The sequence below is a fragment of the Gemmatimonas groenlandica genome, assembly GCF_013004105.1.
Lineage (GTDB): Bacteria > Gemmatimonadota > Gemmatimonadetes > Gemmatimonadales > Gemmatimonadaceae > Gemmatimonas > Gemmatimonas groenlandica.
This window is the reverse complement of record NZ_CP053085.1, coordinates 4864597-4890405: the sequence shown is the minus strand read 5'-3', so window position 1 is coordinate 4890405 and position 25809 is coordinate 4864597. Positions and strand designations below refer to the sequence as shown.

Below are 25809 nucleotides of genomic sequence, written 5' to 3'. Positions count from 1 at the left end.
TAGGGCCTTCCGCATCAAGAACGTACAAAGACCATCCGCTCTGCCATCAAGGTTTCACAAAGATGCGGGCGCGTCGGCCAGCGCCTCGATGTCGGCCGCGGGGAGCTCCAGGACGAATTGGCTGCCTCCGCCGTCGCGCGCCTCGTGCAGCAGCCGACCGCCCTGTATTTCGGCCAGTCGCCTGGCGATCGACAACCCCAATCCGGCGCTGGTGGCATCAGGAATCGCGCCCAGGCGATGAAACGGCTCGAAGATCCGCTCACGATCGATATCCTCCACGCCCGCACCGCGATCGCACACCGAGACGCGTACCACCTCGCCGATCCGCTGCGCGCTCACATGGATCGGCTGATCAACCGGCGAGTATTTGTCGGCGTTCTCGAGCAAGTTGACGACGATGCGCAGCGACTGCGTGAAGTCGAGACGCGCCAACAGGAGCGGCTCGGCCGACGACAGCTGCACATCGATCACACGATGCGCCATCGCCCCTGATACGCGTTGCAGCGCGGCGCCCAGCAGATCTTCCACCGCCGTGATCTGCGGCGCAATCGGCGTGGCGCCACCGTCGAGCCGTGAGAGATCGAGCAAGTCCGCCACGAAACGATTGAGCCGGTCTGCCTCCTCTTCGATGATCGCCGCCCGATCATCGCCTTCCAGTCGGATCGCATTGGCCAGGGCTTTGATCGTGGTGAGCGGCGTGCGCAGATCATGCGACACCGACGCGAGCACCGCGTCTTTCATCTTGTCGGCCTGCCGCAGTGCCTCGGTGTGCTCCGCCTGCGCCACCAGTCGCGCGCGTTCGATGCCAAGGGCGGCGTAGAAGCTGATCGCACGCAGGAAGCGTTGCCGCGACGGTGTGAGGTCGAGCGGCGCGCGGCGTTCGATGTGCACGACACCGACGACCTTCTCGTGCACGCGGAGCGGCAACAGCAAGCCGCACGCGTCGGCGATTCCGGCACCATCGGCAATGTCTACAGCACGCGCGGCGTTGCGACTCGCGCTCAGCGACGCGCCAACCCGCATGGTTCCGTCGCTGCGCTCCACCGCAGCGCGCCCATTGTCTGCGACCCACTGCAGCAGATGCGCGCGCGTGGGCATGCCGAGATCCCGTGAGGGCACGAGTGCGGCGGACAGCGCTGCCACCGCCGGCGCACCGGCTGGCTCCGGCGCGTCTGACTCGATTACGCCAGTGGAGAGCGTTCCACGCTCGGCCACCAACGATAACGCACCATCCGACTCGTCGACCGCGAAGATGCGACAGCGATCGACGCCCAATGACTCGTGGATCACGCCGGCGATCGCGGCCAACGCCTGCTCTGAAGGACCGGCGTTCAACGACTCGGCGCCGACTACGGCCAGCCGATCCACTTCGGCCGCGCGCTCCCACGCCGTACGCGCTTCGCTTTGTGCCACCGACAGCAGGTGCGCCGCGACGCCACTCGTGATCAACAGCGCCACCAGCACGAGCCAATCAAGCGGCTCGGCCACCACGAAGGAGTACAGCGGCTCGAGAAAGAAGAAGTTGAAGCAGCAGAACGCCGCGACCGACAGGACCAGTCCGACCCGCCGCCCAGCGCTCGCACTGGCCACCAGAATCAACAGGAGGTACGCCAGGGCCAGATGCGCCTTGTCCAGCCACGGGCGCAGCGGGAGTAGGCCCAGCGTCAGCAGCGAGAGGGCAATGGACCAGCGAAGCAATCGCATGGATGAAGGTTACCGTGCCCCTCGTGCGGTGCGCTACAAGCGCCTAGGTTGCCACGCATGCCCTCCAGCTCTGGTTCAGCGTCGGCGTCGCCGGCCCCCGTGGTGCTGGTGATCGAAGACGAGCCGTCGATCCGCTCCATCATCCGGGCCGCCGTCGAGTCGGAGGGCAGCGTGATCTATGAGGCCGCGACCGCGCGCACCGGCCTCGAGCTGGCGCGAAGCCACAAGCCGTCGCTCATCGTACTCGATCTCGGACTACCCGACGCCGACGGCGCGCTGGTCTGCGCGAAGATTCGCGAGTGGTCCGCCACGCCGATCGTGGTGCTGTCGGCCCGTCATGATGAGGCGGAAAAGGTGCGACTGCTGGACGCTGGGGCGGACGACTATCTCACCAAGCCATTCAGCACGATCGAGCTACAGGCGCGATTGCGGGCGCAGTTGCGGCGCGCGGCCATGGGGCCGGTGCGCGGTGGCGATGTGCCCTACGCGTTTGACGGACTGCGTATCGATCTGGTCAGCCGCACGGTGTCGCGCGACGGACAGCCGATTCACGTGACACCGACCGAGTGGGAGTTGCTGCGGACTTTGGTCACGTCGGCCGGTCGCACGCTCACGCATCAACAACTGTTCGATGCGGTGTGGAGTCGCTCACACGGCGATGCGCAACAGTACCTTCGCGTCTACGTCGCGAATCTGCGGCGGAAAGTCGAGCGCGACCCGATCCGACCCACGCTGATCGTGACCGAGCCGGGGGTCGGGTACCGCATGTCGCTTCCAACGGCTGAGTAGGGCGTCCGCCGCGATGGCACCTATACCCCTCCAGGGCATAAGTCATTAGGATTCACGCTATGGACGTCCGCCGACGCATCGCCGCCCTCGCGCTCTTTGGCGTGCAGCTGTTGCAGGGAGTGCTCCCTGCAACGGGCGCAGACTGTGAACGCGCTGTCGTCTCCAAAAAGACCGTTGGCGTCGCGGCGCCGGCCGATCTGCATCGGCATCATGTGTCAGCGGTGAGCGAGGCATCTTCCGCCGCACCGGTCGCCAACGAGCACGCGGCCGACCCGGCCCCACAGCCGGTGCCGGTGCAGCATTCGCACGCGCCAGCCGCCTGCCCGATGGCCATGGCCTGCACCGTGGTCGGTGTTATGAGTGCCGCCGTCGCCGTGAACACCGTCGATGTCGCGGTCGATGTACACCGCCCCGTGCACGTGACCGATTGGCCGGTCTCGCTCGACATCGCCCCCGAGCCCCCACCGCCGCGAGGCTGAGCACCCCGCTCTCCGGTCATGCCGGATCGAGCCGTCTCAACGCCATCGCTGCCGATGCACGTCCGCGCCCTCTGCGCGAGACGCCCCGCATCTGCTATCCGTTGCGCTGCGCAGAAGCGCACCGCTCGCACCTGTCCTGCTCATGAATCCCTTTTTGAACGCCCCACGCTTCGGCGTCGCAGGGTTGCTTGTAGTTGTCACGGCCCTGTCGGCCCCGCTGGCGACCCTCTCGGCGCAAACCGACTACTACAACACCGATGCCGGACGCCCTGTCCGCATTGAAGACGCCTATGCCATCGAACGGCGCGCGGTCGAGCTGCAACTGGCGCCGTTTCGTCTCGAGCGTGCCCGCGGCGGCAGCTACCGCTGGGGCATTGAACCCGAGTTCGCCGTCGGCCTCTTCCCGCGCACCCAAGTGGAGATCGGATTTCCGATCGCGCATGTGGAAGGCGTGGCCGGCACGCGTCGTACCGCACTCGGCGGCATCGACGCCTCGGTGCTGTACAACCTGAACACCGAGACGCGACTTCCGGCGCTCGCGGTCGTGGCCGACGTGCTGCTCCCGGTCGGCGCGATGGCGCCCGACAAGGCATATCCATCGTTCAAGGCCATCGCCACCAAGACCTTTCCGTGGGCGCGCTTTCACCTGAACGGTCAGGTGACGATCGGCGATGCGCCGAGCATCGCGCCTGCCGGAAGCGGAACGACGGCGTCGGCCGAACTCTCGCGATGGCTGGTCGGTGTCGCGGTGGATCGGACGCTGCCGTTGCGTTCGCTCCTACTCACCGCCGAAGTCGTGACGTCGCAACCTCTCGATGCGACCGAAACACAAGCGTGGGACGTGGCCGGTGGCGCGCGCTATCAAGTCAGTCCACGACTCGCCGTCGATGGCGGTGGTGGTTACCGACTGTCGAGGGCGGACGCCGGTTGGTTTCTCACCGCCGGTGCTGCCGTGTCGCTTGGACTGCCCTGGTCTCCCCGTCGCTAACCACGAGCCGATCTCATGAATTTACTCCGCTCTCATCGCGCCCTGGTTCACGGCATTGTCGTCACCGCGCTCGCGCTGACGTCGCTCGCCACGCCACGCACGGCGCTGGCCCAGTGGACCACCACGTACGAACAGTTCTACCTGCAGGCCTCGCACAACTGGTCGTTCCGCAATCAGTACGCATCGGCCGACCGGCTGTTCAATGCCTTCGATTACGGCCACGCAATTCTGTACGAAACGCTGTGGACGAAGCCCAACGCGCCCGTCGCTCGGCTCGAAGAAAAGGAGTTCGACTATCTCACCAAGACCGTGCTGGTGAAGCCACCGCGCGTGCCGCTCGAAGAGGCCGCGATCGAGCCCAAGTATGCGCAGCTCGCGCCCGAAGCGAAGGTGATGTTCGACTGGGCGCATCTGTTGCACCGGCAGCTGTACGACGTGCTCGCCGACGAGCGCCTGAGCGATGCCCAGCGTGATCGAGAAGCGCAGCGGCTCATCGCGTACTACAAGAGCCGCCCCGACCTGGCATTCAGCTCGAAGCCCAAGACGATGGCGTTGATGCAGGAGCAGTCGTACTCGCTCGCGTTCCGCAAACGCTATCCGAAGTTCAATGGGCTTATCTGGGGCTATCACTGGCTGCAGGTCGGACTCTACGAGCCGCTGATCGTCGGCAAGACCACCGCCGCGAAACAGGCCGGCGTGCGCGCCACGGTTGCCCGCTTCTGGCAGATGGTGGACGGTGCGCCGACCGCACTGCCGTACCAGATGCCGATGACGGCCGCTGTGGCACCCGCGTTCGCCACGCGATTCCCGGAAGCCGCCATCATCTTCGACAATCTGCATTCGATGCATGATGTCGTGTCGGACATCCTGAGCAACGAAGCCGTGCCGCGCAACGCGAAGCGCGCCGAGATCATGCGAGCGGCGCGGCTGTATCGCGACGACACGTCGTACGTGATGCCCGTCGCCGCGTGGCTTGCCATGTCGAAGCACATGGGCATCGAGAACATGGGCGGCTCATCGGTGGGCTTCCTGCCCGTGCTGCCGACGCCTTCGGTGACCTACGGCGCTGTCATGACGCATGACTGGGAGACCGGCGCCATGAAAGGCTTCTCGTACGGGTCAGCGGCCGCCGGTGCCGCTTCCGGTGGCGAGCACGCGGGGCACGACATGGCGTCGATGGCCATGCCTGCCGCCATGCCTGCCGCCATGCCTGCCGCCATGCCTGCCGCCATGCCTTCAACGACAGCTGCGGCCAACGACAGCGCCGACGTGGCCGCGCTGGTACACCGCTTCCACGATGCGCTCGAACGGGGCGACAGCGTTGCGGCGATCAGTCTCCTCACTAAGGACGCCGAGATTCTGGAAAGCGGCTCGGTGGAAACGGTGGCGGACTACCGCGCACATCATCTGCCTGCCGACATCGCGCTCGCGAAGGCGATCAAGAGCACAAGGGCACCGCTCCGCGTACTCGTGCAAGGCGACCTCGCCACCAGCACCTCCACCTCGGTGACGAAGGGCACCTTCCGTGACCGCGCGATCGACTCGGCCGGCGCTGAACTCATCGTGGCCCGACGTACGCCGCAAGGCTGGCGGATCTCGGCCATTCACTGGTCGGCACGGCGACGCAACTGAGTAGGATCGGGGTACTTTTCGTCACCATGACGCTCTCCCGAGTCGCACCATGCGCGATCCTCGCGTTTGCGCTGACATCCGTCGCTCCGGCGGTGTCGGCGCAAGCGGTATCAGCCGCCGACATGGCCTTCGTGCAAGGCATGATTATGCACCACGCGCAGGCGATCACGATGACCGCGATGGTGCGGACGCACACCTCGCGCGTGGAGTTGCTCCTGCTCGCTGAACGCATCGAGGTGTCGCAACGAGACGAACTGGCCGTCATGCATCGATGGCTCGCCGACCATGGTGCATCGCCCCAGATGCACGGCGCGCACGCGATGCCGGGGATGCTGTCGCCAGCGCAACTGGCCGAACTGGCCGCCGCCCGTGATGCCGCGTTCGACCGTCTGTTTCTGCGCCTCATGATTCAGCATCACGACGGCGCGCTGCAGATGGTGACCGATCTGCGCCGCGTGCCTGGTGCGGCGCAGTCGCCGATGCTGTTTCAGTTCGTGAACGACATCGACAACGACCAGCGCGCGGAGATCCGCCGCATGCAAACATTGTTGGCAGCATGGTCCAAATGACCTCGCCACGTCCTACCATTCACGTCAGGAAAGCTTTCGTGCCGCTCTTTCGTTCGACGACCCACCTCGTACCGGTCGCACTGTCGGTCGCGCTCTCTGTGGGCGTACTGTCCACCACAGTGGCAGCGCAGGACGCCCGCACGGCCGACCCGCGCACTTCGCTCAAAGGTGGTGCGAAGGAGGCGCAGCAGGCGATCAAACATCTCGAGCTCGTCTCGAGCACACCGAAGGTCGAGGGCTGGTTCAATCCGCGCGACCTGGGGGATTTCGGCTACGCGAACTCGGACTTGGCCTTCCAGAAAAACATCGTCTTTCAGGGCGGCTGGCACGGCTGGCAGGCGTGGGATATCAATGATCCCAAGGCACCGAAGCGTCGCGCCGCGGTCGTGTGTCAGGGCGGCCAAGGCGACCCGTCGGTGTACGGCAACTTGTTGTTCATGTCGGTGGAAGACGGCAGCGGCCGTCTCGACTGCGGCACGCAGGGCGTGTCCGACACCGTGAGCGCGGCGCGCTTCATGGGCGTGCGCATCTTCGACATCTCGAACCTCGATGCGCCGAGGCAGATTGCCGCGGTGCAGACCTGCCGCGGTTCGCACACGCACACACTCGTGACCGACCCGAAGGACAAGGCGAATGTGTACATCTACGTGCAGGGCACCGGTGGCGTGCGCTCGCCGAACGAACTCGCCGGTTGCGTGCGCAGTCCCGACGACACGAGCACTTCGCTGTTCCGTATCGAAGTGATCAAGGTGCCGCTGGCGTCACCGCAGGAGGCAAAGGTCGTGAACATGCCGCGCATCTTCGCCGATGCCTCGGGGAAAGTGGCGGGCTTGTGGAAGGGCGGGGATCACGGCCGCGGCACGCAGAACACCGGCCGCACCGATCAGTGTCATGACATCACGGCGTATCCGGAAATCGGACTCGCCGCCGGCGCCTGCTCGGGCAACGGTATCCTGCTCGACATTGCGAATCCGGCCAACCCGAAGCGCATCGACGAAGTCATCGACCCGAACTTCGCGTACTGGCACTCAGCCACGTTCAGCAACGATGGCCAGACCGTGGTGTTCACCGACGAATGGGGCGGTGGAACGCAGGCGCGCTGCCGCGCGACGGACAAGCCGGAGTGGGGCGCCGACGCCATCTTCACGGTGGGCGCGAATCGCAAGCTCAAGCCGGCCGGCTACTACAAGCTGCCCGCCGCACAGGGGAGTGCGGAGAACTGCGTGGCGCACAATGGCTCGCTGATCCCGGTGCCGGGACGTGACATCATGGCGCAGGCCTGGTACCAGGGTGGCATCTCAGTGTTCGACTTCACCAACCCGGCGAAAGCGCAGGAGATCGCGTACTTCGACCGTGGTCCGATCGACCCGGCGCGCTTGACGCTGGCGGGCTACTGGTCGGTTTATTGGTATAACGGGCAACTGATCGGCTCCGAGATCGCGCGCGGACTCGACATCTTCACGCTGCAGCCCAGCGAGTTCCTGTCGAAGAACGAGATCGACGCGGCCAAACTGGTCACGCGCGAGGAACTCAACGCGCAGTTGCAAACGAAGATCGTGTGGCCGGCGCATGTCAGTGTTGCCCGCGCCTACGTCGATCAGCTCGAGCGTGGCAAGGCGCTGGCGGAGGCGCGCATTACCGCGATCCGTAACGCGCTGGAGGCAGCCGCACAGTCCACCGGTGGCGCGCGCCGCACCGCGTTCTCCGCGCTTGCCGCGTCGCTGGCGCAGGACGCCCTGGCCTCCAGCGACACCGCGAAGGTGCGCCTGCTGAGCGGCGTGGTACGCGACCTGGCGAAGTAAGCCACAAGGGACGCGGTGGGCGCGCGGGACGGAGCGCATCTGTTGCGCTTCGTCCTGGCTCTCCGTCTTATAGGCGCCGCAGCCCTCGCCGGGCAGATGCTCACCGCAGTCAGGTACGACGTTGATGACGGATATTCCCGCCCCGCCGACTTGGCGGACCGTGCCCGATCCCGCTGCGCATCGCGTCTTGCGCGATCGGTCCAGACTCGAGGTGCTCAGAGCCACGGGGCTGCTCAACGGCGGCAAGGACGACGTCCTGGATCGCCTCACCCGGGTCGTCTCGCGGATCCTGAATGTTCCGGTCGCTGCCGTCTCCCTTGTCGATGATCGAGGGCAGTCCTTCGCCGGGCTTCACGGACTGGGCGGATGGGCTCGTACAGCGCGCGGAACCCCGTTGTCACACTCGTTTTGCCAGCATGTCGTCGTGGACGACGCCCCCCTCGTTATCGAGGACGCGCGGCTGGATCAGCGGCTGCAGGACAACCTCGCCATTGCGGGCCTGGGGGTGGTCGCCTACGCCGGCGTCCCGTTGACCACACGCGACGGGGAAACGCTTGGCGCGCTCTGCGCGATCGACACGCAGTCACGCCTCTGGTCGAGCGACGACCTCGAGACACTGCAGGACCTCGCGGCGGCGGCCGTCGCCCAGCTGCAACTGCGGGCCGCCCTGCGCGACGTCTCGGACGCACATGACGTGATGCGCCTCGAACAGGAGCGCCTTTGGAAGGAACACGAGCGCCTTACCACGATCGACCCCATGACCGGATTGCTGAGCCGCACCGGTGGTGAGCGGGCGCTCCGCGGGGTGCAGACCGCCGGCACGCTGCATACGATCGCCATTGACGGCGACGATCTCGCGCGGATGATCGTCGCCGCCGCGCTGGTGCAGGTCGGCGGCGCCAACGCGGTCTGCGCGCGGGTGGCGCCTTCAGTGCTGGCCATGTTTCGCCCCGACGCCGCGAGTGGACACGCCGACTCGTCGATGGCGGCGCCGATGCCTGCGTCATTCGAAGAGCGCCTGCTAGCCGCCCTGCGCGCGCCCATCGGCTCTCGGAGCGCGTTCTCGGTGCGCGTCGGATCGGTGCACGTCCCGGCGCACTCCACGGAGGCGCTTGGCGCGCTGCTGCGCACCGCCGACGCCGGGCGAGATGCGTCAGCGTGGCATTGCCTGACCCCGTCGCGCCTGTCACTCGTCGCCAGCAGTGCTGGCCCCCGCGTGCTGCTGCTCGACGACTACCCGAGCGTGCTCGATTGGGCGCGGACCGCACTGCAGGATGGCGGATGCACGGTGCACACGGCCGTCGCCGCCGACGAGGCTCTCGTACTTGCCGCGAGCTTGCGCGAAGCCGGGACGCCACTCGACATGATCATCTGTGACAGTGCGGTGCAGCATGTCGACGGTGAGATGATCGGCATGCTGCTCCGGTTCGACAACCCCGATCTGCCGGTCATCCGGCTCGGCGGCGAGCCGGCATCGACGGGCACCGCCACATCGTCGAGTGACGCCTACGTGAGCGTCGTATCGAAACCGGTGTCGCCACCGACCCTCCTCGACTGCGTCGTACGCGCGCGACGTGTGGATATTTCCAGCGGATCCGCGACGTGCTAACGACGTCCATCGACGCGGAGTCGCGCGCCGGTGCGATGATGCGCCGACCGGGATGGCGTCTCGAACCCAAGTTGAGCATGCCGTGCTGCGAAACGCTGTCGCAGTTGCTCGACCTTCTGGCGGGTGGGGCGCCGACGTCGGAGATCGCGCGAGCCGTAGCTCGGGCACAGCAGTTGGCGGCGGGCGGCGACATCCTGGTGGTCCGCGACGCTGCGACGTTGACGGTGAACGACACGCCGGCGGCCCCCGAGACCGTGGCATCCCTCCATCGGATGCTGTGCGAGCATAGCGTCTGCGAAGTGGCGATCGATCGTCATGTCGCGGAGCGCGACCTGCTGCAGCTCGCGGCCCTTCTCAACGGTTCTGCACGGGCGAATGGACCGTCGTTCGTCGAGCTCTGGCAGCGGCTCGGCGTGTGGCGGATCACGTTGCAGTTTGATCAATCCGCAGGCGTGGCCGCTGAGCGTGACGACCACACGCTCGCCACCCAGTGGTCTCGTCGCCTCGCGGACGCCGTCGACGGTGATCATCCCGAAGCCGCGCTGGCGATCATGCGGGCGGTACTTCAGGCTGAACAGGACGCGCCGGAACCCACGCGCGCGGAAGCGGCGGCCCGGTTCGACGAGTTGGCGACTCCGGCGGTGCTGCGTCTGCTGGGCCGATTGATCCCGATGGGCGAGCCGGTGCGTACGCCAGACAACCCGCTGCGTGCCGTCTTTGTGCGCTCTGGCGACCGCGCCGCGACCGCACTCTTCGCGCAACTCTCGGCGGCACCGACCGCCGGTGAACGGCGCATGGTGTTCGATGCCATCGTCGCGATCGGCCATTCGTCGCCGCTGTTCATCAGCAGCCTGCACCATTCGAGCTGGTACGTGGTGCGCAACGCCGCCGCGCTGCTGGGGGCATTGCCCGGGACCGATACCGATCACGCGCTGGTGCAGACGCTACGACATCCCGACACTCGCGTGCGAGTCGCCGTCGTCCAAGCGCTCGGCCAGCTCGGGACACCGCTCGCGGGACAGGCGTTACTGCTGGCCATGAACGACGGCAGCTCCGACGTGCGACATGCCGCGCTCCAGTCGCTCGATGCCATGAAAGCGTCACTTCCGTCGACGCTACTGACCGCAGCGCTCGAGCGGGAAGATCGTGAAGTCGTCCAGTTGGACTTGATCTCCGCACTCTCGGGGTGCACGGACCACGAGACCATGTACGCATTGTCGCGGTTCTGTGCCAGGGTGCTCGCACGCGGCGGCGCTGTCAGCGCCGCGCTCGCCGCCATTGAGGTGATGGTGGGTCACCGCGCGAGTTCCGTGACGAACTTCCTGAGGTTCCTCGATAGCCACGACGATGCGGGTGTGCGGGCACGGGTTGCTCGCCTTCGCGCGCGCGCGGAACCGTCACTCCCGGTCACCTGAGTCAACGGCCGACGCACGGGCGGTGTGCCGATTCCCCTCGGATGCCGTTGATGTCGAGGAGGGGCCGGGTCTGCTTCCGACCGATTTCCCCGCGGGTACCTCCGGCGCGGGGGATCGGTTACGTTTCGGAAGAAGCTTTTTTGACGCCCATCAGCGAAGGTTTTGCCCATGTCGGATGTACTGCAGGAATTTTCCTTCGTTGACCGAGGTCGGACGTTCCAGTGTCGTGTCGCCGCGTCGCGCGTAACGGGACCGGATCCGTGGTGGTGGTTCGAGGTCTCGACCGAGCAGCATCAGCGTCATGCGCCGTTCCGCGCGGACCCCGATGACACGCTCGAAGTCGTGCAGCAGCGGATGGTGGCCTACTACGACAATCTGCTCGAGCGTCGCGCCGCCCCGGTGGTGAAGAAGTGGAGCCGCCCGGCGCCGCAGGCTGCAGCGGCCACGAGCGACGAAGGGTCAGACGTGATCGAGATGGACGCCGAGACTGAAGAAGTCGTGGCCGAGATCGAGGAAGAGATTGCCGAGCTTCCGGGTGACGACGACGACGCACCCGCGGCCTGATTCGGCCTGAGTGCAGATCACCCCGGCGGCATCGCCGGGGTGGCCACTCCCAGCGCCTTGCGCACCGCAGGCGCCACCACTGTCCCGAATAGCTCGATACTCCGCATGATATCGGCGTGGGCCATCGGTCCTACGCTGAACTGAATCAGCATGCGGTTGTGTCCGAAGAGCTCGTGCTCGAACAGAATCTTGTCGATCACCTGCTCCGGTGCCCCCACCAGCAGCGCGCCGCGCGGCGAGCGCTCCACGTCGAACTGCCGCTGAGTCGGCATCGGCCACCCACGCTCGCGCCCAATGCGTCCCATCGCCTCGATATACGGCGGGAACGACACCGCGACCGCGCGGGCGTCGCTGTCCGCGATGAATCCGTGCGAGTTGATGCTGACCGGTAACGTGGAAGGGTCATGTCCAGCGCGCTCGGCTGATTCGCGGTACAGCGCAACCAGTGGCACGAAGCGCTCCGGCGCGCCCCCGATGATGGCGACCGCGAGTGGCAGTCCGAGCGTGCCGGCCCGCACCACCGATGCCGGCGTACCACCGACCGCGATCCATACCGGCAGCGGCGACTGCAGTGGCCTCGGATACACGCCACGATCATCGATCGACGCCCGCAGCGCACCCGACCATGTCACGCGCTCCTGCTCACGCAGCTTGAGTAGCAGCGCGAGCTTCTCCGTGAAGAGCTCGTCGTAGTCGTCGAGATTCTGACCGAAGAGCGGATACGACTCGATGAAACTGCCGCGTCCGGCGGTGATCTCCGCGCGACCATTCGAGATCAGGTCGAGAGTGGCGAAGTCCTGAAACACGCGCACCGGATCATCCGAGCTCAGCACCGTGACCGCGCTCGTTAATCGAATGCGTTGTGTACGCGACGCCGCTGCGGCCAACACAACCGCCGGGCTCGACACGACATAGTCAGGACGATGGTGTTCACCGACACCGAACACATCAAGGCCAACCTGATCAGCGAGCACGATCTCTTCGACGAGCTCCTGCATACGACGCGCGGCGACGGTCGCGTTGTGCGTCGAGCGCGGATCCGTTTCGCCAAAGGTGTAAATGCCAAGTTCCATATCGAACTCTCGCTCATCTGCAGGCGAACTGCTAGCGAGATTGTTGCAAAGAATATCACAGCGGGACGAATCGTGGGCCTCGTTTTGCGTTACACGCGCGTAGTGCGAACGCGATGAACCACATCGGGCGCACGAGCTGTTGTGTTTACTCGAACTCGAGGGTGCTTCATGAAGAAATTTCACAAGCTGGGCTGGATTGCGGCGGCGATGTTCGCCGCGGTACCGGCGCAAGCGCACGCGCAGCTCACGCTGCTCGGACAGTCAGCGACAGGCCTCAGCGGTGGTGGACTTGGTGCCGTCGCCACGGTGCTCACCCTGCAGAGCCCCGGCAGCACCACCGCCGAATCGGGCTGCATTGGGCCCACGGGCGTGAACTGCGGCTTTACCGATGCGAACGTGCAATCGGGACAGTCACAGCTGCGTCTGGTCTCGGCGTTTCCGGGTCTTACCGGCAGCAACTTCCGACTGTTCTTGAACGCGGCGGAACCCACCGGCGACAACTCGATCACCGTTAACAACGCGGTCGTGCGTTTGTACAGCGGTAACACGCAGGTATTCAGCAGCGTGGCGTTCACCTCGCCGCTGACGCTGAACAACACCTTGCCCGGTACGGGCAACTATGGATTCTTGTTCGGCTTGTCGACCACTGATCAGGCACTCTTCCAGGCCGCGTTGATGGCGAATCCGGGCGCCACCATCGGCGTCGGCGCTTCGCTGACCAATGTTACTGGTGGACAGGAATCGTTTTCGGTCGGAACCGACGCGGGCGGTGGTACGACATCGGTGGTACCGGAGCCGTCTACGTATCTGCTGATGGCAAGCGGGCTGGTTGCGCTTGGTATGCTGAAGCGCAAGCGTCGCACGTCGTAACGTTCGATCACGCGTCGTTTGAGTCGTACACGAAGGGCAGCAGACGAAAGTCTTGCTGCCCTTCGTGACATGGGTCACGGAAGCTCCTGATTGCGGCGTCCCTTGGCCCGCGTACCTTTCGCAAGGATGTCCACCGCCCCTATCGATGCCGGCGCTTTGCGCACCCGGCTTCAGCGACAGCTCGAGGGCACGTACGTCATCGAGCGCGAGCTTGGTGGCGCGGGTTCGTCACACGTGTTTCTCGCGACCGAGGTGTCGCTCGATCGCTCGGTGGTGTTGAAGGTGTTGCCACCCGAGTTCACGGCCGACGTCGACGCCGAACGCTTCCGTCGTGAAATTCAGTTCGCCGCCAAGCTGCAGCACCCGCACCTCGTGCCGCTGCTCAGTGCAGCCCTCAGCGCCGCCGATGGCGAATCGGACCAGGTGCGCTGGTACAGCATGCCGTACATCGAGGGGCAGACGCTCCGCGAGTTGCTCGTGCGACGGGGGGCGCCGCCGTACGCGGAAGCCATTCGCCTGCTGCGGGAGATGGCGCTCGCTCTCGCGTATGCCCATGCGCGAGGCGTCGTGCACCGCGACATCAAACCGGAGAATGTGCTCCTCAACGATGGCATCGCGATGATCTCCGACTTCGGCGTCGCCAAGGCGCTCGACGATGCCAGTGACGCGGCGCTTCGCACCGGGCGTCGCGTGACCACGGTGAGCACCGTCCTGGGCACACCCGACTACATGTCGCCCGAGCAGATCGGCGCGGCGCACGTGGTCGATCATCGGGCCGATCTGTACGCCTTCGGCTGCGTCGCGTATGAACTGCTCACCGGCGCACCGCCGTTCGCACGAAGCTCGTTGCGCGCCACGCTGGCCGCCCAGCTCGCCGAGGCGCCGGTGCCGATACGGCAGCAGCGCCCCGAGCTGCCGCAGCCGATCGCCGATATGGTCATGCGATGCCTGGCGAAAAACCCGGCCGAGCGTCCGGCGTCGGCCGCGTGGATCATCCGCGCCATCGAGGGCGCGAGTGGCACTGAGGTGACGGCCCCCGCGCCCGCGGGCGCTGAGCCGGTTGCGCCATCACGGGAGTCCGTGGCAGTCGCGTCGCGAACGGTGATCACTGGCATCGTGGTCGCGGTGGCGGCGGCCGCTGCCGTCTGGATGATGCTCCGATAGTCGCGTTGCCCCCACGCTGACTTGTGCCGATCGTGCCCGAGGGTACATTGGCTTGGTTCGCCCCTTCAGAGGCACTTGTGGAACACGCTGATCCATCCACTCACCCCACGCGTCGCGCGGCGCTGGCTGCGCTTCTGTCCGCCGGTCTGGGGATTGTCCTGCTTCCCAGCCGCGCGTCGGCGTTCGATGCGCGTCGGTTCTCGCATCCGACGCCGCGCGCTGGAATCACCGGCGCGAAGGTCCTGACGGCGGCGGATCTCACGAGATCGCCTCATCTGGTCGAACTCTTTGATGGAATTCGGGCGATTCCGCAAATCGCCGATGGTATCGGCTGTCACTGCGGGTGCGCCGAATTGAGTGGCCACTATTCGCTGCTGAGTTGCTACGAGGGCGAAGCGATGGCCAAGTCTTGCCCGATCTGCCAGGGAGAGGGCCGCGTTGCGGTGCGCCTCGCCAAAGCCGGGAAATCACTGAATGACATCCGCACGGCCATCGATGCGCAGTTTGGCTGATCGGATTCCCCTTATCCCCGCCACCATGTCGCAATTCCCGGCTCGTCTGGTCACGCGCGTACTCCTGTTGGCTGCGCTGTCGTCGGTCATCTCGCCCACCCGGGCGCAGGGGCAGATCAAGGCGAGCGAGTTGCAGAGCATCGCACAAACGGTGGACGGTACCACGGTGCGGGTGACCTATTCCCGGCCGCGCATGCGCGGTCGGTATCCGATCTTCGGCACCAAGAGGGTGCAGTGGGGCGAAGTGTGGACGCCTGGCGCCAACTGGGCCACCCTGCTCGAGGTGAACAAGGACCTCACGATCGCGGGCACGAAGGTCCCCAAGGGCAAGTACGGCATCTGGATGATCGTCGACCGGAGCGCCAACTGGACCATGCTGCTGGACCCCAAGTGGAAGCAGTACCACACCGATCATCCCAAGCCGAACGACACGCAGATCCGGGTGGCCGTGCGCGCCGACTCCAATGCCGCCCGCGAGGAGGCGCTGACCTGGTCGTTCCCGGCGATCACCGTGCGCGGCGGAACGCTGGCGATGCACTGGGCGAACATGCGCGTGACCACCGATTTCGCCGTCGAACCGTCGATCTCGGAGCTGCTGCCCGAGGCGGAGGCGCGTCCCTATCTCGGCACCTTCGAGCTGACGAACGGCAAGACGGGAAAGGTCGACGCGAAGATGATCGTGACCTACGCCCGAGGCGGTCTCAAGGCGCGCTTCGACCCCAAAGACGACTACCTGCAAACCTTCGCGCTCATGCGGACCGGGCCGCAGGTCTTCACCGTCGGCCTATACGAGAGCGCCGAGGTGTACGCCGGCGGCGAGATCTACGAGGTGCTCAAGCCCGACATGATGTTCACGTTCAAGGTCGTGGGGGGCGTGCTGACGTTCGAGTGCCGGGGTGAGGACGACGAGCTGTACTTCACGGGAAAGAAGCTGCCGTAGCTCTGGACGCCCCGACCGCGCGGCACGAGATTCAGGGGTTGGATTGTCGCCCGACAGTCCGCCCCCGCCCCTGTCCCGCCTGGTCTCATGCCGATTACGCTCAAGGTCAACGGCACGCCGCGCACGCTCGACGTGCCAGCCGACATGCCCCTGTTGTGGGCACTCCGTGACGAACTCGATCTCAAAGGCACCAAGTTCGGATGCGGCATCGCCCGCTGCGGCGCCTGCACCGTCCATGTGAACGGTGTCGCCACGCGCTCGTGCAACACGCCGGTGTCCCGCGTGGCCACCGCCGACATCACGACCATCGAAGGGCTCTCGCCCGATGGCCTGCATGCGGTACAACAGGCGTGGGAAGAGCTCGACGTGCCGCAGTGCGGCTACTGTCAGGCCGGCCAGATGATGGGTGCGGCAGCACTGCTGGCCAAGACGCCGAAGCCCACCGACGCCGAGATCGACACCGCGTTGAACACGAATCTCTGCCGATGCGCGACGTACATTCGCATTCGCAACGCCGTGCACCGCGCGGCGGAGATCAAGTCGGGCGCCGCGCCGGCCGTGGGTGGATCGACGCCGTCGAAGAACGGCTCCCCTGACAACCGCTGAGGCCACGACGATGACGACCCAATCCGACAAGCCGGGCGTGAACCGTCGCGACTTCCTGCGCGCCACCGCCCTCGCCGGCGGCGGCATTCTGCTCGCCAGCTACGCCGAACCGCTCGAGGCGATCGAACGACTCGGGATGAACGGCGCGCTCCCTCCCGCCGCCGACCCGATGCTCAGCGCGTTCGTGCGCATCACGCCCGACGGCATCGTCACCATAACCGCCAAGAATCCCGAAATCGGCCAGGGCATCAAGACGATGCTGCCCATGCTGATCGCCGAGGAGCTCGACGTGGACTGGGCGAACGTGCGCGTGGAGCAGGCCGACTTCGACCCGGCCAAGTATCAGGCGCAGGTCGCCGGCGGCAGCACCGCCACGCCCACCAACTGGCTGCCGCAGCGCCGGGTTGGTGCCGCCGCACGCGCCATGCTGGTGTCGGCCGCCGCGACGCAGTGGAACGTGCCCGCCGCTGAACTGGAAACCGAGAAGGGCGTCGTGCATCACCGCGCCTCGAAACGATCGGCCACCTACGGTTCACTGGCCAGCGCGGCGGTGTCGGTGAAGCCGCCCGACCTCGCCACCGTGCCGCTCAAGGACCCGAAGAAGTTCACGATCATCGGCACCCGCAAGAAAACCGTCGGCCTGCGCGACATTCTGATGGGCAAGCCGATGTTCGGCATCGATGTCACCGTGCCGAACATGCACTACGCCACATTCGTGAAAAGCCCCGTGTTCGCCGCCAAGGTGGCGAGCGCGAACATCGAGGCCATCAAAGCGATGCCGGGTGTGACGCACGCGTTCGTGGTCGAAGGCACGACGAACCTGCAGGGACTCATGCCCGGCGTCGCCATCATCGGCAAGAACTGGTGGATGGTGCAGCAGGCGCGCAAGAAGCTCGTCGTCGAGTGGGCGGCTCACCCCACGGCGCAGCAGTCCAGTGCCGCATTCGCGGCCAAGGCCGCCGAGTTCTTCGCCAGCCCGCCGCAGCGCACGATCCGCAACGACGGCGATTTCGACACGGCCATCAAGGGCGCCGCGAAAGTGGTGAAAGGCGAGTACAGCTATCCGTTCATCGCCCACGCGCCGCTCGAGCCGCAGAACTGCACGGCGCACGTCACGGCCGACAAGTGCGAACTCTGGACCACGTCGCAAACACCGCAAGGCGGACGCGCGCTCGTGGCCACCACGCTCGGCATCAAGGAAGACCAGGTCACCATGCACATGGTGCGCGCCGGCGGCGGCTTCGGTCGTCGCTTGTACAACGATCCGCTCGTGGAAGCGGCGTGGATCGCGCGCGAAGCCAAGGTGCCCGTGAAGCTGCTCTGGACGCGCGAAGACGACATGCAGCACGACATGTTCCGTCCGGGCGGATTCCACTCGTTCACCGGTGGACTCGACGCCAACGGCAAGCTGATCGCCTTCCGCAATCACTTCGCGACGTACGGCGAAGGCGAGCGCTTCGCGCCGAGCGCCGACATCGGCCCCACCGAGTATCCGGCGCGCTTCGTGCCGAATCTCAAGATGGACGTGTCGGTGATGCCGTTGGGCGTGCCCACGGGCGCGTTGCGTGCGCCGCGATCCAATGCGCTGTCGTTCGCGTTCCAAGGCTTCATCGACGAGTGCGCGGTGGCTGCCGGAAAGGATCCGCTGCAGTTCCGCATCGACACGCTCAAAGCGGAGATTGCGCCGACCACGCCGCTCACACCGCAGCAGCAGGCCGGACAGATGGATGCGCAGCGCGTGATCGGCATTCTCGAGAAGGCGCGCGAGGTGTCTGGCTGGGGCAAGACCACGCTGCCGAAGGGCACGGGCATGGGATGTGCCTTCTACTTCAGCCATCGCGGATACTTCGCCGAAGTCGTGCAAGTCACGGTGAGCAAGGCGGGTGATGTGAAGGTCGATAAGGTGTGGGCGGTCGGTGATGTCGGCAGCGATATCATCAATCCCAACCACGCCGAGCAGCAGGTGCAGGGCGCCGCGATGGACGGCATGAGCCAGGCCTACGGCCAGGAAATCACCTTCACGGCGGGCAAGGCGGATCAGTCGAACTTCAACAACTATCCGTTGCTGCGTATCCGGCAGGCGCCGCCGATCGAAGTGCATTTCGTGAAGACGGCGTTCTCGCCGACTGGTATCGGTGAGCCTGCATTGCCGCCCGTCGTGCCGGCGATGATCAACGCGATCTACGCTGCCACCGGCAAGCGCGTACGTCAGATCCCGCTCTCCAAGGTCGACCTCAAGTGGACCTGATGGTTTCTTGATGGTTTCTTGATCCCTACTGATTCGATGACTGTTCATTCGATCACCACGTCCCCGTTCGCCGACCAGCGACCGGGGACGTCCGGTTTACGGAAGCGGACCACGGTCTTCCAGCAGACGCACTATCTCGAGAACTTCGTGCAGGCGCTGCTCGATGTCGCCTCGCTTCCGCCCGACGCCACACTGGTGGTCGGTGGCGATGGACGCTTCCACAACCGCGAAGCCACCGAAACGATCATCCGCATGGCGGCCGGCAACGGCATCACGCATGTGATCGTGGGGCGCGCCGGGCTGCTCTCCACGCCGGCGGCTTCGCACCTCATTCGGTCGGGAGCGCACGGCGGCATCATTCTCTCCGCCAGTCACAATCCGGGCGGCCCCAATGGGGACTTCGGCATCAAGTACAACACCGGCAACGGTGGGCCGGCCCCGGAGTCATTTACCAACGAGGTAGCCGAGCGCGCGCGTGTGATACAACAGTACACCATTGCCGATCTGCCGCCCTTCAACCTCGACGATCTCGGCACGCAGCAGATCGGGCCGTTGCGACTCGAGGTCGTCGATCCGGTTTCGGCGTACGCAGCGTTGATGGAATCGCTGTTCGACTTCGACGCGATCAGCGGGCTGTTTGCGAGCGGCTTCCGCATGCGCTTCGATGCCATGCACGCGATCACGGGGCCGTACGCCGTGGAGATTCTCGAGCGGCGGCTCGGGGCGCTGTCTGGCACGGTGATCAATCGCGTGCCGCTTCCCGATTTCGGCGGCGGTCATCCCGATCCGAATCTCACGTACGCGCACGACCTGGTCGAAGAACTGTTCGGTAGCGACGCGCCAGATTTCGGGGCAGCGTCCGATGGCGACGGCGATCGCAACATGATTCTGGGGCAGCGATTCTTCGTGACGCCTTCGGACTCGCTGGCGGTGTTGGCGGCGAATGCCACGCTGGTACCGGGCTACGCGCGCGGTCTCGCTGGCGTGGCGCGGTCCATGCCGACTAGTGCCGCGGTGGACGCGGTGGCGGAGTCGCTGGGCATTCCCTGCTTCGAGACACCGACCGGCTGGAAGTTCTTCGGGAATCTGCTCGACGCGGGTCGCATTACGCTCTGCGGCGAAGAGAGCTTCGGCACCGGCTCCGATCACGTGCGCGAGAAAGACGGACTCTGGGCCGTGCTCTTCTGGCTCAACATCGTGGCGGAGCGCGGCCAGACGGTGGAAGCGATCGTGCGCGAGCACTGGGCGCGCTTCGGTCGCAACTATTACACGCGCTACGACTACGAAGGCGTGCCCACCGAGGCCGCCAATGATGTCATGGCGCATCTGCGCGCGCAGTTCGCCACGCTGCCGGGCACGGTGGTCGCCTCACGTCGCGTGCGCAGCGCGGATGATTTCAGCTACACGGATCCCGTCGACGGCAGCGTGAGTGAGAACCAAGGCATCCGCGTGCTTTTCGACGATGACGCCCGCATCGTGTTCCGGCTCTCGGGCACCGGTACGGAAGGCGCCACGATTCGCCTGTACATCGAATCGCGCGAAACGGACGCCACGCGGCTTGGCATGGACACCTCGGTGGCACTCGCCGAGCTGGTGACGACCGCCCTATCGATGAGCGATCTGGTAGGCCGAACGGGCCGTCGCGAACCGACGGTCATCACGTAAGTTTCCAGCGTCGATGCTTTTTCGATCCTACGCGGAGCGCCCAATGAATGCTGTCGTGAAAACCACCATGGTCCTGCTGGCCACGACATTGGCCGGATGCGCCGGCAACCGCGGCCCCCAGGTGGCGGCCGCGCCAACTGAGTCGCTGGCCGGCGACTATAGCCTCACAGGAAGCCTGGCCGGACGGCGCATTGACGGCGCGATCCGCTTCGACTCCACCGGCCGCACCTTCGTCGTACTCCGCAGCACACCGGCCGGTGCGTTCCGATGCGAGAGTCAGCGGTGGGTGAACGACCGCAATCTACAGCTCAGCTGTGGGACGGTGCAGTTACGACTCGCGGTCGCCAACCGTTCCATCGCGCCGCAAGCCACCATTTCGTTTGATGTGCCCACCACGGCGCGCCACGAGTACGACCCATTCGCCTGTCAGCCGACAGCGCCGCATTTCACGTGCGGCGGGCCGTTGGGTCGGGAAACGCAATCCGTGAGAACGTCTCGCTCCACGGGCAAAGTGACCGTGCAGCCCATCGCCGCAGAGTAGTCGCCGGCAGAATGGCGGGAGGCGGTGCCATTCGCGGACGCACCAGCGGGTGCTACGGCAGTGCGCGACCCACCACGATCGTGACGTTATCGCTCCCACCACGTTCGAGCGTGAGGTCGAGCAGCTCGTGACACAGCTGCTCGGCCGACGTCATCCGCCCGATGGCGGCACCGATTTCGTCGTCAGAGACGTGCTTCGTGAGACCGTCCGAGCACACCAGCGTGACCGTACCGCGCTTGCCCACGTCAACGCGCGAAATCACCGGCAGCGCTTCCTCGGCGCCGATCGCGCTCGAGAGCACGTGATTGAGCGGCGAGTTCTGGGCGCGCTCGGGTGACAGCGCGCCGCGGTCGACCATCTCCTGCGCGATGGTCTGATCGCGCGTGACCTGACGCAGCACGCCGTCGTGGTAGGTGTAGCAGCGGCTATCGCCCACCTGCACCACGTAGAGCCACGGCCACACCACGATCGCGACGGAAAGCGTGCTGGCCATACGGCGCCCTTCGAACTGCGCCTCAGCCTGCGTTCGGACGCGGTTGTGGGCCTCGATGGCGGCCTCGCGTAGCGCCTCTGTGAACTCGTGCTCACTGGCCGAGCCGACCGTGTGGTAGCAGCGCATCGCCGAGGCGAAGTACTCGGTCACGGCGATGGTGGCGAGGCGACTGGCTTCGCTACCGTCCACGCTGCCACCCACACCGTCGGCGACCAGCATGATCGTGGCGAGTCGCTCTCCGCGGAGCGTAATCTCGTCGATCGTGGGAAGACTGGTCGAACGCACGACCACCTGCGGGTGCACAGTGCAGAGCAGGAAATGATCCTGATTGCTGGTGCGGACACGCCCCTGATGCGTGATCCCGAAGAGATCGAGTTCATCGTCCTTCGGACGAGGGAGCCCGGCAATCTCTGATAGCGGTGACGTCATGGCCTGACTATCGCACAACGAGGCTGTCGGCGGCAACCGCCAGACTCGTCCATGTTTGGGTGTCTGGCCCGGACTCAGCCAGACTGTTCGCCTCGCAACGGTGGACCGGCGGCCTCGAGTGCCGCCCACTCGGCATCCTCGAAGAGGCGCGAGCGTGTGAGGAAACGCATCCCTTCCGGCGTTTCCACCGAGAAGCCGGCACCACGGCCGGGCACGACATCGATGGTCAGATGCGTGTGCTTCCAGTACTCGAACTGCTGGTCGCCGATGTAAAACGGAGTGTCCGCAATGGTCCCCAGGTAGACATCCCGTTGACCAATGCGGAACTCCTTGCGCGGAAAACACATGGGCGTGCTGCCGTCGCAGCAGCCGCCCGACTGATGGAACAGCAGCGGTCCGTGCTGGGCTTGCAGCTTGTGCAGCAGGGCTGCGGCAGCCGGGGTGACACCCACCCGTGGCACTGGTGATTCCATCATCGGGTTACCCACGTGTCTCGGCCCGGGGTCAGAAGAAACCGAGCGCGTTCGGGCTGTAGCTCACGAGCAGGTTCTTGGTTTGCTGGTAGTGGTTCAACATCATCTTGTGATTCTCACGTCCGATGCCGCTCTGCTTGTACCCCCCGAACGCCGCGCCGGCCGGATAGTGGTGATAGCAGTTCGACCAGACGCGTCCCGCCTTGATGCCGCGACCCATGCGGTACAGCGTGTTCACGTCGCGCGACCAGACGCCGGCACCGAGTCCGTACAGGGTGTCATTGGCGATGGCGAGCGCGTCGTCCATGTCCTTGAACGTCGTGACGGAGACGACCGGGCCAAAAATTTCTTCCTGGAACACGCGCATCTTGTTGTGTCCCTCGAAGATCGTGGGCTCGACGTAGTAGCCGCCGGCCAGTTCACCCTCATGGTGCGCCCGCTTGCCGCCGGTGAGCACCTTGGCGCCTTCCTTCACGCCGATGTCGAAGTAGCTCAGAATCTTCTCGAGCTGATCGTTCGAGGCCTGTGCGCCGATCATCGTGCTGGGATCGAGAGGGTGTCCCATCTTGATCTTCTTCACGCGATCGATCGCACGCTCCATGAACTTGTCATAGATCGACTCCTGCACCAGGGCGCGCGACGGGCAGGTGCACACTTCACCCTGATTGAGCGCAAACATCGCAAAGCCTTCGAGCGCCTTGTCGAAGAACGCGTCGTCCTGTTCCATCACGTCGGCGAAGAAAATGTTCGGCGACTTGCCACCCAGTTCGAGCGTGACCGGCACCAGATTTTCCGACGCGTACTGCATGATCAGGCGACCGGTGGTCGTTTCACCGGTGAAGGCGACCTTCGCCACGCGCGGGCTCGACGCGAGCGGCTTGCCGGCTTCGACGCCGAAGCCCTGCACCACGTTCAGCACGCCGGGCGGCAGCAGATCGGCGATGAGTTCGACGAACGCCATGATGGCCACGGGCGTCTGCTCGGCGGGCTTGAGCACCACCGCGTTTCCGGCGGCGAGCGCCGGGGCGAGCTTCCACACGGCCATCAGCAGCGGGAAGTTCCACGGGATGATCTGCGCGACGACACCGAGGGGCTCGTGGAAATGGTACGCCACCATGTCCTCGTCGAGTTCACCGGCGCTGCCTTCCTGCGCGCGCAGCACACCCGCGAAGTAGCGGAAGTGATCGACGGCCAGCGGCAGATCGGCGGCCTTGGTTTCGCGGATCGGCTTGCCGTTGTCGATGGTCTCGATCACGGCGATGGCTTCGAGATTCTCTTCGAGACGATCGGCGATCTTGTTGAGAATAATCGCGCGATGTGTGGCCGACGTGCGTCCCCACCCCGGCGCCGCGCGGTGCGCGGCGTCGAGCGCGAGTTCAACGTCTTCGGCGGTCGAGCGCGCGACGTCGCACAGGTGCTGACCGGTAATCGGCGTCGGATTGCTGAAGTACTGGCCACGGACGGGCGCGGAGAACTTGCCGTCGATCCAGTTCTCGTACCGACTCTTGATGGGGATCGTGATTGCGTACTGCGCCGCGCCCTGCGGAAGAGTGGCGGTACTGCTCGGTACAGCTGACGTGGCCATGCTCGCCTCGATGAATCCGGTGGATGCCGAATGGGACTGCTACCGCGGACGAGCTAGGCAAAGGGGATGCCGCGCGCGACCGGCAGATGCTGCCGCTCGGGAGGTGTTACGCAACCGCATACCGGTAAACGCATTGCGGTATGTCGTGGGCGGAGATGACCATTGAGCGGTCCGCGAAGATCAGCGGGACGTCCCAGCGCGCGACAGTTGTCGCATCGTGGATGTCGCGTGTCGCGCGACAGGTGGCGCGGAAAGCCGCGGCAACCGCAACAGCAACCGAAACGGCAACAGCCTGAACACGGAGATCACCGATTGCACCGACTACACAGATAATCAAACAGCGCTTTTTGCTTATCTGTGGCGGCTTCGGTGCAATCGGTGATCTCCGTGTTCAGGCTGTTTGTGGGCCTTGGGCTACGGACCGTAGGCTATGGGCCGTGGGCTTTGGGGCCTACTGCAGAGCGGGGGTGGAGCGCCGGCGAAGCCAGGCACTCAGGCGGCGGAGTGAAAGAGCAATGCCGGTGAAGACCAGCAGGGCGCTGCCGAGCGAGATGAGACCAGCGATGGTCTGGCCGAATGCACCGAGGACTTCACCGGTGTGGGCGAAGCGCAGGATCGAGCGCAGGCGTCGGCCGGGGGTCTGCGTGGCGAAGGACTGCAGTTCTGCGACATGGCCGTCGGTGGTGATCACAGCTGTGGCGCGCTTGTGGGGTTCACCACCCATGCCGCGGTCGAGCGCGAAGGACGCGTCAGCGTTGGGCTTGGTGGGCAGCGTGAGCGTGATCGTGCGCCAGTCGGGCATCTGAGACTTCGCGACGGCCAATCGCGGCTGCAGCGAGCCGGGGAGGGCGCCAGACGGGCCGCCGGACCGTCCTTCGCCGGCGGAGCGCTCGCTGGGCGACGGGCCGGCGGGCGACGGACCGGCGGCGGTACGCCCTGGAGGCGCCTCGCCCGCCACGCGAAACACCAGTGCGCTGGCCCACGGATAGGAGATCACGACGCCCGACGCCACCACGATCACCAGCGGGATCGCGCTCCAGAAGCCGATCACGTTGTGCCAGTTAAAATCGCGCGCTTTGCCCGACAGGCCGCGGCGGAACCAGGTCACGCTGCGCACCGACGCCCAGGTGAGGTTGCGCGGCCACCAGAGCCAGATGCCGCTCAGCACGATCGCCAAGAACGCCAGATTGGCGGCGCCGGTCGCGGCGCGCCCGAGATCGCGCCGCTCACCCTTGGCCGCGAGCCAGCGGTGCCAGTCGGTGACCTGCCGGAAGAAGCCACGCATGCCGACCGATCCCGTGCCCACCACCTCCGCCGTGTAGGCGTTGGCAAAGACGCGCTTCTCCCGTCCGAACTGCAGCTCCACCGGCGTGCTCGCACCCGATCGCCACACGATCGCCGTGGGGGTCGCGTGCTGGGAGGCGGCGACGCGGGACAGGAGTGTGTCGGCGGGCAAGGCCAACTGCCCCGCCGCTGGCGGTGCGCCGTCGAGCCCCCGCAGGTCGGCCCAGACCGTCATCTGCTTCTGGTACGTGAGCAGCACACCGGTCACGGCCATGATGAATACGAGGGCGCCGGCAGCGACGCCGATCACGAGGTGGGTCCAGAACAGGAGGCGGCGGAGAAGGCGCACGGGATTCTTAGTTGAGAATGATTCTC

Annotated in this window: 24 protein-coding genes; 17 read left to right on the top strand and 7 right to left on the bottom strand. The window is 65.7% G+C overall.

Annotated features, from left to right (window positions below):
- Nucleotides 1–54: 54 nt before the first annotated feature.
- Nucleotides 55–1704: a sensor histidine kinase gene (locus tag HKW67_RS21045; RefSeq protein WP_171227267.1), complete on the bottom strand. Its 1650-nt coding sequence runs from the start codon at nt 1702–1704 to the stop codon at nt 55–57.
- 57 nt (nt 1705–1761) lie between these two features.
- Here HKW67_RS21045 and HKW67_RS21040 point away from each other — a divergent pair, with 57 nt between their 5' ends.
- From HKW67_RS21040 to HKW67_RS21015, 6 genes are all read left to right on the top strand, one after another.
- Nucleotides 1762–2493, top strand: a complete 732-nt coding sequence (locus tag HKW67_RS21040) for a response regulator (protein ID WP_171227266.1) — start codon at nt 1762–1764, stop codon at nt 2491–2493.
- Between the two features lie 59 nt (nt 2494–2552).
- On the top strand, nt 2553–2972 hold the full coding sequence (locus HKW67_RS21035; RefSeq protein ID WP_171227265.1) for a hypothetical protein: 420 nt from the start codon (nt 2553–2555) through the stop codon (nt 2970–2972).
- A gap of 142 nt (nt 2973–3114) precedes the next feature.
- Nucleotides 3115–3960: a hypothetical protein gene (locus tag HKW67_RS21030; protein ID WP_171227264.1), complete on the top strand. Its 846-nt coding sequence runs from the start codon at nt 3115–3117 to the stop codon at nt 3958–3960.
- 15 nt (nt 3961–3975) lie between these two features.
- Nucleotides 3976–5592 carry a YybH family protein gene (locus HKW67_RS21025; protein WP_171227263.1) on the top strand — a complete coding sequence of 539 codons (1617 nt, stop codon included), beginning with the start codon at nt 3976–3978 and terminating at the stop codon, nt 5590–5592.
- Nucleotides 5593–5618: 26 nt separating this feature from the next.
- Nucleotides 5619–6161, top strand: coding sequence for a DUF305 domain-containing protein (locus HKW67_RS21020; protein ID WP_171227262.1), 543 nt, complete (start codon nt 5619–5621; stop codon nt 6159–6161).
- 38 nt (nt 6162–6199) lie between these two features.
- On the top strand, nt 6200–7963 hold the full coding sequence (locus HKW67_RS21015; protein WP_171227261.1) for an LVIVD repeat-containing protein: 1764 nt from the start codon (nt 6200–6202) through the stop codon (nt 7961–7963).
- Nucleotides 7964–8072: 109 nt separating this feature from the next.
- Here HKW67_RS21015 and HKW67_RS22485 read toward each other — a convergent pair whose 3' ends face one another.
- The gene (locus HKW67_RS22485) at nt 8073–8318 is read right to left on the bottom strand and encodes a hypothetical protein (protein WP_230981203.1); all 246 of its coding nucleotides are present in this window, start codon (nt 8316–8318) and stop codon (nt 8073–8075) included.
- Between HKW67_RS22485 and HKW67_RS21010 the strand changes: the two genes are divergently transcribed.
- The 3 genes from HKW67_RS21010 to HKW67_RS21000 all read left to right on the top strand — a co-directional run bounded on the left by HKW67_RS21010 (nt 8220) and on the right by HKW67_RS21000 (nt 11551).
- Entirely contained in the window at nt 8220–9572 is a 1353-nt protein-coding gene (locus HKW67_RS21010) for a GAF domain-containing protein (protein ID WP_230981191.1), read from the top strand. The two genes, HKW67_RS22485 and HKW67_RS21010, sit on opposite strands and share 99 nt — an antisense overlap.
- Entirely contained in the window at nt 9566–10987 is a 1422-nt protein-coding gene (locus tag HKW67_RS21005; protein WP_171227259.1) for a HEAT repeat domain-containing protein, read from the top strand. The genes HKW67_RS21010 and HKW67_RS21005 overlap by 7 nt, the downstream gene beginning before the upstream one ends.
- Nucleotides 10988–11155: 168 nt before the next feature.
- Nucleotides 11156–11551, top strand: coding sequence for a hypothetical protein (locus HKW67_RS21000; RefSeq protein ID WP_171227258.1), 396 nt, complete (start codon nt 11156–11158; stop codon nt 11549–11551).
- A gap of 17 nt (nt 11552–11568) precedes the next feature.
- Here the strand turns inward: HKW67_RS21000 and HKW67_RS20995 are convergent, their stop codons facing one another.
- Nucleotides 11569–12624, bottom strand: a complete 1056-nt coding sequence (locus HKW67_RS20995) for an LLM class flavin-dependent oxidoreductase (RefSeq protein ID WP_171227257.1) — start codon at nt 12622–12624, stop codon at nt 11569–11571.
- A 168-nt stretch (nt 12625–12792) separates the two neighbouring features.
- Here HKW67_RS20995 and HKW67_RS20990 point away from each other — a divergent pair, with 168 nt between their 5' ends.
- The 8 genes from HKW67_RS20990 (at nt 12793) to HKW67_RS20955 (ending at nt 21170) form a co-directional block, all read left to right on the top strand.
- On the top strand, nt 12793–13494 hold the full coding sequence (locus HKW67_RS20990) for a PEP-CTERM sorting domain-containing protein (protein WP_171227256.1): 702 nt from the start codon (nt 12793–12795) through the stop codon (nt 13492–13494).
- Between the two features lie 126 nt (nt 13495–13620).
- On the top strand, nt 13621–14658 hold the full coding sequence (locus HKW67_RS20985; RefSeq protein WP_171227255.1) for a serine/threonine-protein kinase: 1038 nt from the start codon (nt 13621–13623) through the stop codon (nt 14656–14658).
- A 23-nt stretch (nt 14659–14681) separates the two neighbouring features.
- Nucleotides 14682–15170 (top strand): PCYCGC motif-containing (lipo)protein, encoded by a 489-nt coding sequence (locus HKW67_RS20980; RefSeq protein ID WP_171227254.1) that lies wholly within the window; start codon nt 14682–14684, stop codon nt 15168–15170.
- Nucleotides 15171–15195: 25 nt separating this feature from the next.
- Entirely contained in the window at nt 15196–16110 is a 915-nt protein-coding gene (locus HKW67_RS20975) for a DUF2911 domain-containing protein (protein WP_171227253.1), read from the top strand.
- Between the two features lie 87 nt (nt 16111–16197).
- A complete protein-coding gene (locus HKW67_RS20970; protein ID WP_171227252.1) occupies nt 16198–16716 on the top strand; it encodes a (2Fe-2S)-binding protein in 519 nt (172 codons plus the stop codon).
- 10 nt (nt 16717–16726) lie between these two features.
- Nucleotides 16727–18964 (top strand): xanthine dehydrogenase family protein molybdopterin-binding subunit, encoded by a 2238-nt coding sequence (locus HKW67_RS20965; protein WP_171227251.1) that lies wholly within the window; start codon nt 16727–16729, stop codon nt 18962–18964.
- A 36-nt stretch (nt 18965–19000) separates the two neighbouring features.
- Nucleotides 19001–20629: an alpha-D-glucose phosphate-specific phosphoglucomutase gene (locus tag HKW67_RS20960; RefSeq protein WP_171227250.1), complete on the top strand. Its 1629-nt coding sequence runs from the start codon at nt 19001–19003 to the stop codon at nt 20627–20629.
- 43 nt (nt 20630–20672) lie between these two features.
- Entirely contained in the window at nt 20673–21170 is a 498-nt protein-coding gene (locus HKW67_RS20955; RefSeq protein WP_171227249.1) for a hypothetical protein, read from the top strand.
- A gap of 52 nt (nt 21171–21222) precedes the next feature.
- Here HKW67_RS20955 and HKW67_RS20950 read toward each other — a convergent pair whose 3' ends face one another.
- The 4 genes from HKW67_RS20950 to HKW67_RS20935 all read right to left on the bottom strand — a co-directional run bounded on the left by HKW67_RS20950 (nt 21223) and on the right by HKW67_RS20935 (nt 25783).
- Nucleotides 21223–22092, bottom strand: a complete 870-nt coding sequence (locus HKW67_RS20950) for a PP2C family protein-serine/threonine phosphatase (protein ID WP_171227248.1) — start codon at nt 22090–22092, stop codon at nt 21223–21225.
- Between the two features lie 74 nt (nt 22093–22166).
- Nucleotides 22167–22568: a DUF779 domain-containing protein gene (locus HKW67_RS20945; protein WP_171227247.1), complete on the bottom strand. Its 402-nt coding sequence runs from the start codon at nt 22566–22568 to the stop codon at nt 22167–22169.
- Nucleotides 22569–22596: 28 nt separating this feature from the next.
- On the bottom strand, nt 22597–24150 hold the full coding sequence (gene adh, locus HKW67_RS20940; RefSeq protein WP_171227246.1) for an aldehyde dehydrogenase: 1554 nt from the start codon (nt 24148–24150) through the stop codon (nt 22597–22599).
- Between the two features lie 451 nt (nt 24151–24601).
- Entirely contained in the window at nt 24602–25783 is a 1182-nt protein-coding gene (locus HKW67_RS20935; protein WP_171227245.1) for a PepSY-associated TM helix domain-containing protein, read from the bottom strand.
- Nucleotides 25784–25809 lie beyond the last annotated feature (26 nt).

Bases quoted from the DNA above. Each gene is read 5' to 3' on its own strand.
- HKW67_RS21045 (WP_171227267.1), bottom strand. From the start codon at position 1,704: ATGCGATTGCTTCGCTGGTCCATTGCCCTCTCGCTGCTGACGCTGGGC.
- HKW67_RS21040 (WP_171227266.1), top strand. From the start codon at position 1,762: ATGCCCTCCAGCTCTGGTTCAGCGTCGGCGTCGCCGGCCCCCGTGGTG.
- HKW67_RS21035 (WP_171227265.1), top strand. From the start codon at position 2,553: ATGGACGTCCGCCGACGCATCGCCGCCCTCGCGCTCTTTGGCGTGCAG.
- HKW67_RS21030 (WP_171227264.1), top strand. From the start codon at position 3,115: ATGAATCCCTTTTTGAACGCCCCACGCTTCGGCGTCGCAGGGTTGCTT.
- HKW67_RS21025 (WP_171227263.1), top strand. From the start codon at position 3,976: ATGAATTTACTCCGCTCTCATCGCGCCCTGGTTCACGGCATTGTCGTC.
- HKW67_RS21020 (WP_171227262.1), top strand. From the start codon at position 5,619: ATGACGCTCTCCCGAGTCGCACCATGCGCGATCCTCGCGTTTGCGCTG.
- HKW67_RS21000 (WP_171227258.1), top strand. From the start codon at position 11,156: ATGTCGGATGTACTGCAGGAATTTTCCTTCGTTGACCGAGGTCGGACG.
- HKW67_RS20995 (WP_171227257.1), bottom strand. From the start codon at position 12,624: ATGGAACTTGGCATTTACACCTTTGGCGAAACGGATCCGCGCTCGACG.
- HKW67_RS20990 (WP_171227256.1), top strand. From the start codon at position 12,793: ATGAAGAAATTTCACAAGCTGGGCTGGATTGCGGCGGCGATGTTCGCC.
- HKW67_RS20985 (WP_171227255.1), top strand. From the start codon at position 13,621: ATGTCCACCGCCCCTATCGATGCCGGCGCTTTGCGCACCCGGCTTCAG.
- HKW67_RS20975 (WP_171227253.1), top strand. From the start codon at position 15,196: ATGTCGCAATTCCCGGCTCGTCTGGTCACGCGCGTACTCCTGTTGGCT.
- HKW67_RS20970 (WP_171227252.1), top strand. From the start codon at position 16,198: ATGCCGATTACGCTCAAGGTCAACGGCACGCCGCGCACGCTCGACGTG.
- HKW67_RS20965 (WP_171227251.1), top strand. From the start codon at position 16,727: ATGACGACCCAATCCGACAAGCCGGGCGTGAACCGTCGCGACTTCCTG.
- HKW67_RS20960 (WP_171227250.1), top strand. From the start codon at position 19,001: ATGACTGTTCATTCGATCACCACGTCCCCGTTCGCCGACCAGCGACCG.
- HKW67_RS20955 (WP_171227249.1), top strand. From the start codon at position 20,673: ATGAATGCTGTCGTGAAAACCACCATGGTCCTGCTGGCCACGACATTG.
- HKW67_RS20950 (WP_171227248.1), bottom strand. From the start codon at position 22,092: ATGACGTCACCGCTATCAGAGATTGCCGGGCTCCCTCGTCCGAAGGAC.
- HKW67_RS20945 (WP_171227247.1), bottom strand. From the start codon at position 22,568: ATGATGGAATCACCAGTGCCACGGGTGGGTGTCACCCCGGCTGCCGCA.
- adh (WP_171227246.1), bottom strand. From the start codon at position 24,150: ATGGCCACGTCAGCTGTACCGAGCAGTACCGCCACTCTTCCGCAGGGC.